This is a genomic window from Avibacterium sp. 20-132, assembly GCF_023611925.1.
In the GTDB taxonomy this organism is placed as follows: Bacteria; Pseudomonadota; Gammaproteobacteria; order Enterobacterales; family Pasteurellaceae; genus Avibacterium.
The window spans coordinates 1,963,038-1,977,854 of the sequence record NZ_CP091456.1; the positions used below are offsets into that span (position 1 = coordinate 1,963,038).

Consider the following 14,817-nt stretch of genomic DNA (forward strand, 5'->3'; position numbering starts at 1 on the left):
TGCCCAAGTTTATTATTACAGGATAAAGGTTATGAGCCAGTTTTTTTATATACACCCAGAAAATCCGCAGCCGCGTTTAATTAATCAAGCGGTGGATATGTTGAAACAAGGCGGGGTGATTGTTTACCCGACGGATTCAGGCTATGCCTTAGGTTGTATGCTCGGTGATAAGCACGCAATGGATCGCATTGTGCAAATTCGCCAGCTGCCAGAAAATCATAATTTCACTTTGGTGTGTAGCGATTTATCAGAGCTTTCAACTTATGCCACGGTGAACAATGTGGCGTATCGACTGATTAAAAATAACACACCGGGGCGTTATACCTTTATTCTCACCGCCACGAAAGAAGTGCCACGCCGCTTAATGACATCAAAACGCAAAACCATTGGCTTACGCGTGCCAGATAATCAAATTGCGTTAGCCTTATTGAATGCCTTGGGCGAGCCGATTTTATCTTGTTCTTTAATGTTGCCCGGGGAAGAAGGTATTACCCAATCTGATCCTGAAGAAATTCGCGATCGTTTAGAACATCAAGTGGATTTAATTATTAACGGTGGCTATTTAGGACAAGCGCCGACAACTGTGGTGGATTTAACCGACAACACGCCAGTAATCTTGCGTGAAGGTAGTGGTTCAATTACGCCATTTATTTAATTTTTTCAAACTGTTAGACGCTTGGGAAAGCGACAAGAGGAAATATGAAATCAACATCTTATTCGCAACGCAATGCCACCAAAGGAATGCGTTTTGCTGAAAAAAATAACACTGAAAGAAAATGTACAGACAAGCCTTTCGTATCAAACGTAGAAAGTAAAGAAAAAAGTGCGGTAAAAAAGACCGCACTTTCTGCGGCGCATAAAGTCGAAGGGGAAAAATTACAAAAAGTATTGGCACGCGCAGGACAAGGTTCTCGCCGTGAAATTGAAGCGATGATCGCCGCCAATCGGGTCAGCGTAAACGGCAAAATGGCAACACTCGGTGATCGCGTTGTAGTAAATGCGAATTTAAAAATTCGTATTGATGGACATCTGGTGAATTTACAACAAGCACAAAAAGAAGTGTGTCGTGTGTTGATGTATTACAAACCCGAAGGCGAACTCTGCACACGCCACGATCCTGAAGGCCGTGCCACCGTGTTTGATCGCTTACCACGTTTGACAGGTTCGCGTTGGATTGCTGTTGGGCGTTTAGATATTAATACCTCAGGTTTATTATTATTTACCACGGATGGCGAATTGGCGAATCGCTTAATGCACCCAAGTCGAGAAGTGGAACGTGAATATTCCGTGCGCGTATTTGGGCAGGTCGATGAAGCAATGATCGCCCGTTTACGCAAAGGGGTTCAGTTAGAAGATGGGCCAGCCAATTTCAAAGCCATTAAGCCAATGGGCGGGCAGGGGATGAATCAATGGTTTGATGTTACCCTAATGGAAGGGCGTAATCGTGAGGTTCGCCGTTTATGGGAATCGCAAGGCATCCAAGTGAGCCGTTTGATCCGTATTCGTTACGGCAATATTAAATTAATGAAAACCTTACCGCGTGGCGGATGGGAAGAAATGGATCTCACCAATGTCAATTATTTGCGTGAATTAGTTGGGCTTGAACCAGAGACGCAAAGCAAATTAGATGTGACTAAACAACGCAGACGTGCCAAAACGGGGCAAATCCGCCGTGCTGTGAAACGTTATGCAGACATCAATAAACGTTATAAAAAAGCCTAAAAATGTAACAAAAAAGCACCGCACTTTAATCAAGGAGTGATGATGAAAATTCAGCAATTACGCTATATCGTTGAAATCGTAAATCAAAATTTGAATGTAACGGAAGCAGCAAATACCTTGTTTACCTCGCAACCGGGGATTAGCAAACAAGTGCGGTTGTTGGAAGATGAATTAGGCTTAGAGATTTTTGAGCGTAACGGCAAACATATCAAAGCACTTACCCCAGCGGGCAAAAAAATTGTCGCGATTGCGCGAGAATTATTGGTGAAAACCCAAAGCATTAAAGCCGTCGCAGATGAATATACGCAGCCTAATCACGGCGTGTTACGCATCGCCACCACCAACACCCAAGCGCGTTATATGTTGCCTTCTGTGGTAGAGCGGTTTTCCAAGAAATATCCTGATGTGAGCCTTCATATTCATCAAGGTTCACCCACGCAAATTTACGATGCCTTGCTTTCGGGAGAAGTGGATTTAGCGATCACCACGGAAGCGCAATATTTATTTGATGATTTGGTTCTATTGCCGTGTTATTTATGGAATCGTTCGGTGGTTGTAAAACCGGATCACCCTTTGGCAAAATGTAAACATCTCACTATTGAAGAATTGGGCAACTACCCACTGGTAACCTATACCTTTGGTTTTACGGGCGTTTCTGATTTAGATTATGCTTTTAACAGCGCAGGATTGTTGCCGAATATTGTGTTTACCGCGACCGATGCAGATGTGATTAAAACTTATGTCCGATTAGGCTTAGGGGTTGGCATTATGGCTTCAATGGCACACACGCCAGAAGATAACGATCTGGTTGCCATTGATGCCAGCCATATTTTCCGTTCGAGTATGACGCAAATTGCGTTCAAACATAGCATTTTCTTACGTAATTATATGTACGATTTTATCAATATGTTTTCACCGCACTTAACCCGCCCAATGGTGGAGCAAGCGGAGCGTTTACACGATAACAATGCGGTAAAAAAATTATTTGATGACGTGATGCTAGAAGTTCGCTAGTTTGTTACCGCCACTATTTAGCAATACGATGCAGGTGAATTTTGAAGGTAAAGGATATCCCTAAATAGAGATAAGGAGCATTTTATGAAAATTGTTTTTCTTGATAGCACAGCCATTCCAAAACATATTCCCATTCCACGCCCAAATTTTGAACATCAATGGGTGGAATATGCGCATACTTCACCAGAGCAAACCATTGAACGGGCGAAAGAGGCTGATATTGTCATTACCAGTAAGGTAGTGTTTGATCGCGAAACAATGAAACAGCTCCCTAAATTGAAATTAATTGCGATCACAGCTACGGGTACAAATAATGTGGACTTAGAGGCAGCCAAAGCACTTGGGATTGTCGTGAAAAATGTTACAGGTTATTCTTCTGTTACCGTGCCTGAACACGTTTTGGGTTTAATTTTTGCCTTAAAACACAGTTTAATGAATTGGTATAAGGATCAACTCAGTGCAAAATGGGCAAATAGCAAACAGTTTTGTTATTTTGATTACCCCATCACCGATGTAAAAGGCTCTACCTTAGGCGTTGTAGGCAAAGGCAATCTCGGTAAAGAAATCGGCCGTTTAGCTGAAGCCTTAGGAATGAAAGTGATTTATGCAGAACGCAAAGGGGCTACAACAGTGCGTGAGGGATACTTACCTTTTGAGCAAGTGTTACAAGAGGCGGATATTGTTACCTTGCATTGCCCTTTAACGCCAGACACCACGAATTTGATCAATGCGGAAACCTTAAAATTAATGAAGCCGACGGCGTATTTAATCAATACAGGGCGTGGGCCTTTAGTGGATGAAAAAGCCTTAGCTGACGCATTGGAAAATGGCACAATTGCCGCCGCAGCGTTAGATGTATTAGTGAAAGAGCCACCTGAGAAAGATAACCCACTTATTCAAGCGGCAACGCGTTTACCAAATTTAATTATTACCCCGCACATTGCTTGGGCATCGGATGGTGCGGTGGAAGTTTTGGTGAAAAAAGTGACACAAAATATGGAAGAATTTGTCGCAACAGGCAAATAATTTTATTGCAGGACGACATTTCTCCTGTTCAGCAGGGGAAATTTTGATAAATATTTATGATGAATTTACCGATTTCTTTATTTATTGCCCTACGCTATTGGCGTGCGAAAAGTGCAGATCGCTTTGGGCGATTAGTCACCAATCTTGCGATGATGGGCATTGTGCTAGGCATTATGGCATTAATCATCGTGCTTTCGGTAATGAATGGCTTGGAAAATCAGCAAAAAAAACAAGTGCTTTCCACGATTCCCCACGCCATAATGACGCCAAAATCGGGGAATTTATCCCTTGCAGCACCTATTCCCACAATGCCAGCTTTTGTACAGCGAGCGATTCCTATTAATACCACGAATGTCATTTTGCAAGCGCCACAGGGCGTGAGTGCAGGACAAGTGATAGGTATTCAACACTTTTCTGATGATCCCTTATTAGCACATTTTCAGGCGCAGGCTTTTGAACAATTATTGCCAGCAGGTGAATTTAAATTACTGGTTGGCGCGCAATTAGCACAAAAATTGCATTTACAGATTGGTGATAAAGTGCGTTTAATGATCACCGAAAATAGCCAATATACGCCCTTTGGGCGCGTGCCAGTACAGCGTTTATTTACTATTAGTGATATTTATTTTGCTTCAGGACAAAATGACACAAACGCCGTGTTTGCCAATCTTTCAGATATTGGTCGATTGATGCGTATTCCGCCACAGCAAATGCAAGGTTATCGCTTATTTTTGGCTGATCCTTTTGATATTACCAAACTTCCTCAATATTTCAGCCCAGAGAAATGGCAGATAGTCGATTGGCGTAGCCAGAAAGGGGAATTTTTCCAAGCAGTAAAAATGGAAAAAAATATGATGGGCTTGCTGATTAGCCTGATTATTGTGGTTGCCATCTCAAATATTGTTACTTCGCTTAGCTTAATGGTGGTGGATAAACAAGGGGAAATCGCGATTTTGCAAACGCAAGGGTTAAATAAATCTCAAGTACGCAGTCTGTTTATTTGGCAAGGGCTATTGGTTGGGATTACTGGAACGCTGATTGGTACGCTGCTTGGTGTGCTAACTACGTTAAATTTAGATTTCCTTATGGCGTGGTTTAATCCAGAAAATATTCGTTTGCCAACAGAACTTAATTATTCACAGATTGTGATTATTGTTGCGCTATCCTTATTATTTTCTTTATGTTCAACGATTTATCCAGCTTACCGCGCAGCACGAATTGAGCCAGCAGAAGCATTGCGCTATGAATAATGTGATCCCATAGTGCGGTGCTTTTTTACGCGATTTTAATGATAAAACAGAAAAAACGAGAAAAGAATGACAGAGAAGCAAATTTTACTCAGCTGCCAACAGTTAAGCAAGGTTTACCAAGAAGGGGAAAGCCGAACGTCAGTGCTAAAAGAGGTCACTTTTTCAATGGAAGAAGGCGAGTTAGTGGCGATTGTGGGCAGTTCAGGTTCAGGCAAAAGTACGTTATTACATACGCTAGGCGGCTTAGATCAGCCAACCAGTGGAGAAGTGTTCATTAAAGGGCAATCTTTACAGCAAACCAGCGCCGACGAATTAGCAAAATTACGCAATCACTATATGGGCTTTGTTTATCAATTTCATCATTTAATGGCGGATTTTAGTGCGTTAGAAAACGTGATGATGCCAATGTTAATTGGTAAACAATCGCGTAGTGAGGCACAAGATCGTGCAGAACAAATGCTACAAGCGGTTGGCTTATCTCATCGCATTAAACATCGTCCTTCTGCCTTATCTGGTGGTGAGCGTCAGCGGGTTGCCATTGCCCGTGCTTTAGTGAATCAGCCCGCTTTAGTGTTAGCCGATGAACCCACAGGGAATTTGGATCGTAAAACCACGGAAAGCATTTTTGAACTTATTTTGAAATTAAACCAAGAGCAAAAAATTGCCTTTTTATTGGTGACTCACGATTTGCAGTTGGCGGCGAAATTGTCTCGCCGAATGGTGATGCAAGACGGCGTATTGCGTGGAGAAAGCTAGATGAACGCACCTTTTTTTATTAGCTGGCGTTATCAGCGAGGGAAGCAAAAAAACCGTTTGGTTTCGCTGATTTCAATGTTTTCTACCCTTGGTATTGCACTGGGCGTAATGGTATTGATTGTGGGGTTAAGTGCAATGAACGGCTTTGAACGTGAGCTGAATAAGCGAATTTTAGCTGTTGTGCCACACGTTGAGATTTCAGCCTATTCTGAACAGGGCGATAGCACAGCAATAAAAAATTGGCAAAATTTAACCGCACTTTTAAAACAAGATCCTAACGTGGTGGCAAGTTCCCCTTTTGTGAGCTTTACCGCATTAGTAGAAAATGGCACCAAGCTAAAAGTGGTGCAAGTCAAAGGGGTTGAAGCCGACAAGCAAGATCAGGTGAGCGCCTTAGGGCAATTTGTATTAGGTGATGGCTGGCAGCGTTTTTCCCGTGAAGGGGGATTGGTATTAGGATCTGGCATTGCGCGTGAATTAGCGGTGAAAGAAGGGGATTGGGTAACGTTGTTAATTTCCCAATCAGACGGCACCAATAATTTTACCCAGCCAATGCGTGAGCGTATTCAGATTACAGGAATTTTACGCCTTGATGGACAGCTCGATCACAGCTATGCGTTAATTCCCCTTGCCACCGCACAGCAATTTTTGGATTATTCGGCGGATGAAGTCAGTGGGGTAGAACTTAAGGTGCAACACCCTTTTGCCGTGCAACAGTTGAATTATCCTACCTTGCAACAGTATCCACAGTTTTTATCCGCGCAAAATTGGATTAGCCAATTTGGCTATATGTATCGCGATATTCAGCTTATTCGCACCGTAATGTATTTAGCGATGGTGCTAGTGATTGGCGTGGCGTGCTTTAATATTATCTCAACCTTGATTATGGCGGTGAAAGATAAGCAGGGCGATATTGCGATTATGCGCACGCTCGGCGCAAATGATCGCTTTATTAAACGAATTTTTATCTGGTATGGTTTACTGGCTGGAATGAAAGGCTGTGTAATTGGGTTAGTGCTAGGTTGCATAACGGCATTAAATTTCACGCAATTAATTAAAGGCATTGAATTTTTAATTGGCAGAAAGCTACTTTCTGATGGTGTGTATTTTGTGGATTTTTTACCGAGCGAACTACATTGGCAAGATATTGCCGTGGTTTTTTTGGTGGCATTAGTGTTAAGTTTAATTGCCAGTTTGTATCCAGCAAGTCGGGCAGCGAAATTACAACCTGCACAAGTTTTAAGCAGTCATTAAAAATTTATTAATAATATCTTTAAACTAGTTTACTAGTACAAAAATGCGTGTTACATTGACACGCAATTCAGTATTCGCAATACGAATCAGCAAGTGATGATCAAAGACAAATTAAGATGTAAGAGAGTGATGTATGACAAAAAGCAAAAATGATATTTATATTGCTAACGACGATACCCGAATTGGCAACGTAGAGCAGGTGTTACCGCCTATTGCGTTAATTGAAAAATATCCAGCAAGCGACGTGGCAATTAACACCGTAAAAAAAGCTCGCCAACAAGCACACAATATTATTCATCGCAAAGATGATCGTTTGCTTGTGGTTATTGGGCCTTGTTCTATTCACGATCCGAAATCTGCATTGGAATATGCACAACGAATCAAAGCAATGCGTGAGAAATATCAAGATAGTTTAGAAATTATTATGCGTGTCTATTTTGAAAAACCGCGTACAACCGTAGGTTGGAAAGGATTGATTAACGATCCTTATCTCAACAACAGTTATGCGTTAAATGATGGCTTACGTATTGCGCGCAAATTATTGTTGGATATTAATAATTTAGAAGTGCCAGCAGCAGGCGAATTTTTGGATATGATCACACCGCAATATGTTGCTGATTTTATGAGCTGGGGGGCAATCGGGGCAAGAACGACGGAATCGCAAGTTCACCGTGAATTAGCTTCGGGCTTATCTTGTGCAGTGGGTTTTAAAAATGCAACCAATGGTGGTGTACGCATTGCCCTTGATGCAATTGGTGCAGCAGAAGCCCCGCATTATTTCCTTTCGGTAACAAAATTTGGTCATTCTGCCATTGTTTCCACTAAAGGAAATGCAGATTGCCATATTATTTTACGTGGTGGCGATAAAGGACCAAATTACAGCGCAAAAGATGTCAATGAGGTCTGTGAAAGTATTGAGAAGAGCGGTCGTATTCCACACGTTATGGTGGATTTCAGTCACGCAAACAGCAGTAAGCAATTTAAAAAACAATTAGAAGTTTGCACTGATGTGTGTCAGCAAATTGCACAGGGTTCAAATCAAATTTTTGGTGTGATGATTGAAAGCCATTTGGTAGAAGGCAGACAAGATCTTGTGGATGGTAAAGAATTGGTTTACGGACAAAGTATCACGGATGCTTGCATTGGCTGGGAAGATTCAGAATTGGTATTGGAGCAACTTTCAAATGCTGTAATCGCTCGTCGTCGTGTAAATCGCTAATTGGATTTTTGTAGAGAGAAAGGCTGAATTGAGAAAATTCAGTCTTTTTTATATTTTTCAGGTGAGGTTATTTTTTGCGAGGCAGATCAAATTTCGAGAATTTTCGCATAAAAATGACTAAAAATTTGGTGCTATAATTCACCGCACTTTGAAATTGAAAGGACATATTAAAAGGAGTTAATGTGAAATTAGATGAATTAGCTAAACTTGCTGGGGTTTCCAGAACAACGGTAAGTTATGTTGTCAATGGTAAAGCAAAGCAATATAGAGTGAGTGATAAAACCATTGAAAAAGTGCAATCCTTAATCAAGGAATATGATTTTAAACCCAATGCAATGGCTGCTGGGTTGCGAGCAGGGAAAACCAATACCATCGGCTTGATTATTCCTGATTTTGAAAATATGAGCTATGCCAGAATTGCTCATCAGCTTGAGCAAAAATTTCGTGAAAAAGGTTATCAACTCTTGATCGCTTGTTCTAATGATAATCCAAATAATGAAATGGCTTGTGCCAAACACCTTTTTCAGCGCAAAATTGATGCGTTAATTGTTTCAACCTCATTACCCACAGAGAATGGGTTTTATCAGCAAAGTAAGGTGCCTGTATTTGGTTTTGACCGAAAAATCAGCGCGGATAATGCGGTTAATGTGCTATCTGATGATAGGAATGATGCTTATCGTCTAGCGCAAGATTTATTTAAACAGCAATCGTTTAAAAATGTTCTCTTTTTTGGGGCGCTGCCCGAACTTCCAACCAGTAAGGAACGTGAAGTAGGATTTTGTCAGGCATTAAAAGAGCGGTCGGAAAATTCAGCAGAATTTCTTTATAGCGAGCAATTCCACCGAGATTCTGCGGCACAAACCTTTGAGCAATGGCTTGTCACAAATCCCTTGCCAGATGCCTTATTTGTTACCTCTTTAACCTTGTTACAGGGGATATTCCAAGTGCTATTAAGGCAGAATAAAGGCATTCCACAACAATTAGCCATTGCCACTTTTGGCGATCACGAAATGTTAGAACTATTAGCCAATAAAACCCTTTGTGCAGTGCAGGATCATAAAAAAATTGCAGATAAATTGTTAGATTTAGTGTTAGAACGCCTTAAGCATAAATCAGCCCAAGAAAGCTTACCTGCACCGAGTAAGATCTTGCGAGATTTAGTTTATCATTGCTAATCAGAGAAAGGCGGTGGGGGGAGTGGTTCTGGCTTGCCTAAAAAGTGCGGTTCTTTTTCAACAAGAAGATCTAATACTGCTTGCAAACGAGCAAAAAACTCACGGAAGCGGACAAACATATAGCCGCTCGGATAGTCTGCCGCAAAACAGATCGCATCAATATTGTGGTATTTGGCAATAAACAAAGCCCGCTCACAATGAAAGCGCTGTGTAATGATGGTGATCGAATGGGCTTTAAAAACCTGATCAGCACGGATGACGGAATCTAAGGTACGAAATCCCGCATAATCTAAATACATAAATTCCTCTGGTATCCCCATTTTTATGAGGTCTTTAAACATTGTTCGTGGCTCATTATATTCCATTGTGCGGTTATCCCCACTTAGTAGCAAATAATCTACTTTCCGTTCCTTAAACAGGTTATTCGCCGCTAATAACCGATAGGAATAGAATAAATTTGGCGTATTTTTACTGAAATATTTTGATGTACCTAACACCAATCCATAAGGGCGATAGGGCAGTTTTGTTATATCGGTATAAATACCTTGACGAACATAAAAGCCAATGGCTTGATCGACAAGCACAAGCAATAAGCCGCAGAGAAAAATGAGGAACAGGCTATACCGTAGAACTTTTCTAGGCAGGTAGCTAACCCATCGAAAAGAAAAAAGGTAACGGAAAAAGGATTTCAGCATAAAATTCGTATTTTTTTATCTTTTGCGTATCAAAATAATAAAAAAGACTAGTAAATTCAAGCAAATTTATTCTAAAATACGTCTAGAGGTTTAGACGTCTAAAAATCTTGGCGAGGTATAAGGCTAACGGTAGTCTATGTTGCCTAACCTTTGCAAGATGGCATCAATGGAATAATGGACTAGGTAATGGCAGTACAAACAGCAACACTTTTTACTCAAACCCCACTCAAACTCACTTTAGCTGGACAGCTTGAGCATATTGATGTTGCCTACCAAACCTATGGCAAGTTAAATGCGGATAAAAGTAATGCCGTGTTGATTTGCCACGCATTAACCGGAGATGCAGAACCCTATCACCCTGATCCCAACCAAACAGGTTGGTGGCAGAATTTTATGGGCGAAGGTTTGGCACTAGATACATCAAAATATTTTTTCATTTGTTCTAACGTGCTAGGTGGTTGCAAAGGGACAACAGGGCCTTCTTCGGTAAATCCAAAAACACAAAAGCCTTATGGCAGCCAGTTTCCGCATATTCTTGTGCAAGATATTGTAAAAGTACAAAGGGCGCTGCTTGATTATCTTCAAATCCCACATTTAAAAGGCATTGTTGGGGGGTCTTTTGGTGGAATGCAAGCCACTCAGTGGGCAATAGATTATCCGGATTTTATGGATAACATCGTAAATCTTTGCTCTTCCCTGTATTTTAGTGCAGAAGCCATCGGCTTTAATCACGTTATGCGTCAAGCTATTATAACTGATCCTAATTTTAATAATGGCGATTATTATGAAGGTGAGCCACCTGTGCAAGGGTTATCTATTGCGCGAATGTTAGGAATGCTTACCTATCGTACTGATATTCAGCTTGCCAAAGCCTTTGGGCGTGCGACGAAAGTAGAAGGGCAGTACTGGGGAGACTATTTCCAAGTGGAATCTTATCTCAGTTATCAAGGGCAGAAATTTCTCGATCGTTTTGATGCGAATAGCTATTTGCATTTGTTGCGTGCCTTGGATTTATATGATCCCGCCTTAGGTTATGAAAACACATATCAAGCGTTATCACGTATTACCGCGCGTTATAGCTTAATTGCGGTGAGCAATGATCAGCTTTTTAAAGCGGTGGACGTGAGAAAAAGTAGAGCAATGCTTGAAGACGCCGGGGTAAATTTAACTTATCACGAGTTTCCTTCTGATTATGGACACGATGCGTTTTTGGTGGCTTACGATGCTTTTGAAGGACTTATTCGTCAGGGATTAGAAAGCGAGTAATGCTTAAAATCGCGAAAAAATTAAGGGCTGAGAAATATCAGCCCTGATTTTTATCTGAACAGAGATTAAATTAAATTACTCACAAAAATAACTAAAATAATCAATGGAACGACATATTTTACATAGTTGAACCAAATGTTGGTGAAAGTAGAATTTGGTTTATCAGAAAGTTCTTTTTTGGCTTCCTCTTTCAACACAAAGCCGACGAAAATCGCACAGCCAAGTGCGGTGAGTAAAAAGAGAATATTTCCACTCACATAATCAAAAGCATCAAAAATACTTTTTCCAAAGAAGGTGACATCTTTCAGTAAGTTATCGCTCAAAATAGATGGAATATTACCAAGTAAGAAAATTCCTCCAAGGGTGAGCATAATTGCTTTGCCACGGCGCATTCTGAGTTTTTCTTGTAGTGCGGTGATAATCACTTCATAAATCGTGATAGAAGTGGTCAGTGCCGCAATGAGCAATAAACTAAAGAAGATAATGGCAAAAATGCGTCCTGCCCACATATGTGAGAACACAATGGGTAAACTTTGGAAGACAAGCGTTGGACCAGCATTGGGTTCAATGCCAAAGCTGAATAACGATGGAAAAATCATAAATCCTGCTAAGACTGCAATGATGGTATTGGTAAAGCCGGTGATCACGGCAGTTTGTACTAAATTTTCTTCTTTACTGAGATAGCTTGAAAGGGTAATTAGCACGCCAAAACCTAAGCTAAGTGCAAAGAAAACTTGACCTAACACCATAATAAATAACTGCGGTGTAATTTTAGAAAAATCAGGTTTGAGATAATAAATAATGCCTTCTGCCGCGCCGGGTAAGGTGATGTTACGGATAACCATTCCAATAAGGAAGATAAACAGTAATGGCATTAAATATTTTACCGAACGTTCAATCCCACCGATAATCCCTTTCGCTAAAATAACATAGTTAATGGCAACAAAAATAAAGGTATAAAGGGCAATTTGTAGCGGGCTATTGCTAATGCTCTGTTCATAGAAGGTTTTGGCATACTCTTTGCTAATGGTGCTAGAAATATCAAGGCTACCAGAAATCAAGCTAATGATATAATTCATCACCCAACCGCCGAGTACCATATAATAAGCCATAATGCCGAATGCTCCGAGCAAGCCCATATAGCCAATGATTTTCCAATATTTTGAATGGGGTTTTGCGGTCAGTTTATCTTCAAAGGCATCAATGGAATTGACACGCAAACGGCGACCAATGACGTTTTCCACTAAGATCATCGGGATACCAATCACGATCATTGCTACGCAGAATAATAAAACGTATGCACCGCCGCCATTTTCACCAACTAAATAAGGGAAACGCCAAGTCGCGCCAAATCCTACGGTTGCACCAGCCACAGTCATAATATAGGTTAAGCGGCTTGACCAAGTTTGTCGTTCAGATTTTTTTGTTGTCATAAATTACCTTAATTTTCAGTTTTGTCTTTGTATTCACAAAGATCTTCAATAATACAAGAACCGCAGCGAGGCTTGCGTGCAATGCAGGTATAACGCCCGTGCAAAATAAGCCAATGATGCACATCGACTTTAAATTCAGCTGGCACAACCTTGAGTAATTTTTCTTCTACCTGTAATACGGTTTTGCCGGGCGCAAAGTTTGTCCGATTACAGACACGGAAAATATGGGTATCTACCGCAATGGTAGGCTGACCAAATGCCGTATTTAACACCACATTCGCGGTTTTTCGCCCAACGCCTGCTAAGGCTTCAAGTTCCTCACGCGTTTGCGGAATTTCCCCATTGTGTTTTTCGATCAGATCACGACAGGTTTTAATAATATTCTCAGCTTTACTATTAAACAGACCAATGGTTTTAATATAGCTTTTTAAGCCATCTAATCCAAGATCTAAAATCGCTTGTGGTGTATTTGCCACAGGGAAGAGTTTTGCGGTGGCTTTATTCACCCCTTTATCTGTTGCCTGTGCAGACAAAATTACCGCGATCAATAACTCAAAAGGTGAATGATAATTCAATTCCGTCGTTGGATGAGGATTTTGATCCCGTAATCGCGTTAAAATTTCAATACGTTTTTGTTTATTCATTGTGTTTATTGTTTTTTATCATCAATCAAGTTTTTCATCGCCAAAATCAACCCCAAACCAAGGAATGCCCCGGGAGGTAAAATAGCGAGTAAAAAGCTACTGTTTAGCTCAAAAAGATTTAAATGTAATGCGACAGCCCAGTTACCGAGCAGATTTTCCATTCCCATAAACAGTTTGCCTGTGCCTAACACTTCACGAATTGCCCCCAGTATTAACAAGCTAAACGCCATTCCCACGCCAATTGCAAAGCCATCAAAAAGTGAAAGCCATACACCATTTTTTGACGCAAAGGCTTCTGCACGACCAATGACAATACAGTTGGTGACAATTAAAGGAATAAAAATCCCTAAAGATTGATAAAGCGTGTACGTGTAAGCATTCATCATTAACTGCACAATGGTTACCGTAGTAGCAATAATCATCACATAAATAGGAATACGAATGGCGTGTGGAATATGCTTGCGGAATAGTGAAACCACCACATTGGTACACATTAGCACTACAATGGTCGCAATGCCTAAACCAAGGGCATTTGTCGCCGAGCTAGATACCGCAAGCAATGGGCAAAGCCCTAAAAGTTGCACAAGTGCGGGGTTATTATGCCAAAAGCCTTGCTTAAATAATTCACCCCATTGGCTTTTTACTTCGCTTATTGGCAGTTGAGATGGTGGTGTTTCCGCTGTGAAATCCATCTCATTTTCTAAAGTGCGGTGGTTTTTTTCACGATTTTCATTCATCAGTTTTGCTCCTCTTTCACCGCATTCACCTTCATTTGTTGTAACAAAGGTAAGGCAGAACGCTTGATTTGATTGACAATCGCGCGTGGCGTAATGGTTGCCCCAGTAAATTGATCAAATTGCCCACCGTCTTTTTTTACCGCCCAATCATTGAGATTATCGCTGCTGATTTTTTTGTGATTAAAGCTCAGCACCCAATCAGAAATACGTAATTCAATTTTATCGCCTAAGCCCGGTGTTTCTTTATGTTCAAGTACACGCAAGCCTAATACTTCACCTTGTGGCGTAATGCCAACAAGAAAACGAATATTGCCTGAATAGCCGTCTGGCGCAATGGTTTCATAGGCATAAGCCACCGGCTGATGATTTTTCTCTGCGACACAGATTTTCTCAATACGCAAGGTTTTTGCTTGAGCAAAATGAGGCTCATCGCAACTGGCGAGTAAATCGTTATCATAGCTTTGCGGTGGAATAATTTGTGCGAGCAATTCCGCTTGTTGGTTGGCGACTGCTTGCGTAATAGGGGCTTTTGTTAAGAAATACACCGCAGCAGAAAGTGCGGTACAAATTAACGCAATAACACCTAAGATCACGCCATAGCGGAGGCTAATTTTTACCGTTTGCAT

The 14,817-nt window shown here is 41.0% G+C and carries 15 protein-coding genes; 10 read left to right on the forward strand and 5 right to left on the reverse strand.

Annotated features, from left to right (window positions below):
* Positions 1–31: 31 nt before the first annotated feature.
* From L4F93_RS09375 to cra, 9 genes are all read left to right on the forward strand, one after another.
* A complete protein-coding gene (locus tag L4F93_RS09375; protein WP_250350041.1) occupies positions 32–655 on the forward strand; it encodes an L-threonylcarbamoyladenylate synthase in 624 nt (207 codons plus the stop codon).
* Between the two features lie 86 nt (positions 656–741).
* A complete protein-coding gene (gene rluB / locus L4F93_RS09380) occupies positions 742–1,722 on the forward strand; it encodes a 23S rRNA pseudouridine(2605) synthase RluB (RefSeq protein ID WP_250351672.1) in 981 nt (326 codons plus the stop codon).
* Between the two features lie 42 nt (positions 1,723–1,764).
* Positions 1,765–2,736: an HTH-type transcriptional regulator CysB gene (cysB, locus tag L4F93_RS09385; RefSeq protein ID WP_250351673.1), complete on the forward strand. Its 972-nt coding sequence runs from the start codon at positions 1,765–1,767 to the stop codon at positions 2,734–2,736.
* Between the two features lie 84 nt (positions 2,737–2,820).
* Positions 2,821–3,762 (forward strand): 2-hydroxyacid dehydrogenase, encoded by a 942-nt coding sequence (locus L4F93_RS09390; protein ID WP_250350042.1) that lies wholly within the window; start codon positions 2,821–2,823, stop codon positions 3,760–3,762.
* Positions 3,763–3,821: 59 nt separating this feature from the next.
* Complete coding sequence (locus L4F93_RS09395; protein WP_250351674.1) at positions 3,822–5,012, forward strand: lipoprotein-releasing ABC transporter permease subunit; 1,191 nt, start codon at positions 3,822–3,824, stop codon at positions 5,010–5,012.
* 66 nt (positions 5,013–5,078) lie between these two features.
* Positions 5,079–5,768, forward strand: coding sequence for a lipoprotein-releasing ABC transporter ATP-binding protein LolD (gene lolD / locus L4F93_RS09400; RefSeq protein WP_250350043.1), 690 nt, complete (start codon positions 5,079–5,081; stop codon positions 5,766–5,768).
* On the forward strand, positions 5,769–7,022 hold the full coding sequence (gene lolE, locus L4F93_RS09405) for a lipoprotein-releasing ABC transporter permease subunit LolE (protein WP_250350044.1): 1,254 nt from the start codon (positions 5,769–5,771) through the stop codon (positions 7,020–7,022).
* Positions 7,023–7,155: 133 nt separating this feature from the next.
* Positions 7,156–8,241 (forward strand): 3-deoxy-7-phosphoheptulonate synthase AroG, encoded by a 1,086-nt coding sequence (aroG, locus tag L4F93_RS09410; RefSeq protein ID WP_268741094.1) that lies wholly within the window; start codon positions 7,156–7,158, stop codon positions 8,239–8,241.
* A 182-nt stretch (positions 8,242–8,423) separates the two neighbouring features.
* A complete protein-coding gene (cra, locus tag L4F93_RS09415) occupies positions 8,424–9,416 on the forward strand; it encodes a catabolite repressor/activator (protein ID WP_250350045.1) in 993 nt (330 codons plus the stop codon).
* Here cra and L4F93_RS09420 read toward each other — a convergent pair.
* Positions 9,413–10,111 carry a SanA/YdcF family protein gene (locus L4F93_RS09420; RefSeq protein ID WP_250350046.1) on the reverse strand — a complete coding sequence of 233 codons (699 nt, stop codon included), beginning with the start codon at positions 10,109–10,111 and terminating at the stop codon, positions 9,413–9,415. The genes cra and L4F93_RS09420 overlap by 4 nt on opposite strands.
* 186 nt (positions 10,112–10,297) lie before the next feature.
* Here L4F93_RS09420 and metX point away from each other — a divergent pair, with 186 nt between their 5' ends.
* On the forward strand, positions 10,298–11,377 hold the full coding sequence (metX, locus tag L4F93_RS09425; protein WP_250350047.1) for a homoserine O-acetyltransferase MetX: 1,080 nt from the start codon (positions 10,298–10,300) through the stop codon (positions 11,375–11,377).
* 65 nt (positions 11,378–11,442) lie between these two features.
* Here the strand turns inward: metX and L4F93_RS09430 are convergent, their stop codons facing one another.
* Genes L4F93_RS09430 through rsxG form a run of 4 tightly spaced genes read right to left on the reverse strand, consistent with a single transcriptional unit; the run spans position 11,443 to position 14,817 of the window.
* Complete coding sequence (locus tag L4F93_RS09430) at positions 11,443–12,810, reverse strand: sodium-dependent transporter (protein WP_250350048.1); 1,368 nt, start codon at positions 12,808–12,810, stop codon at positions 11,443–11,445.
* 8 nt (positions 12,811–12,818) lie between these two features.
* The gene (gene nth / locus L4F93_RS09435) at positions 12,819–13,454 is read right to left on the reverse strand and encodes an endonuclease III (protein ID WP_250350049.1); all 636 of its coding nucleotides are present in this window, start codon (positions 13,452–13,454) and stop codon (positions 12,819–12,821) included.
* Positions 13,455–13,459: 5 nt separating this feature from the next.
* Complete coding sequence (locus L4F93_RS09440) at positions 13,460–14,146, reverse strand: electron transport complex subunit E (protein ID WP_268741098.1); 687 nt, start codon at positions 14,144–14,146, stop codon at positions 13,460–13,462.
* 44 nt (positions 14,147–14,190) lie between these two features.
* Positions 14,191–14,817, reverse strand: coding sequence for an electron transport complex subunit RsxG (gene rsxG / locus L4F93_RS09445; protein ID WP_250350050.1), 627 nt, complete (start codon positions 14,815–14,817; stop codon positions 14,191–14,193).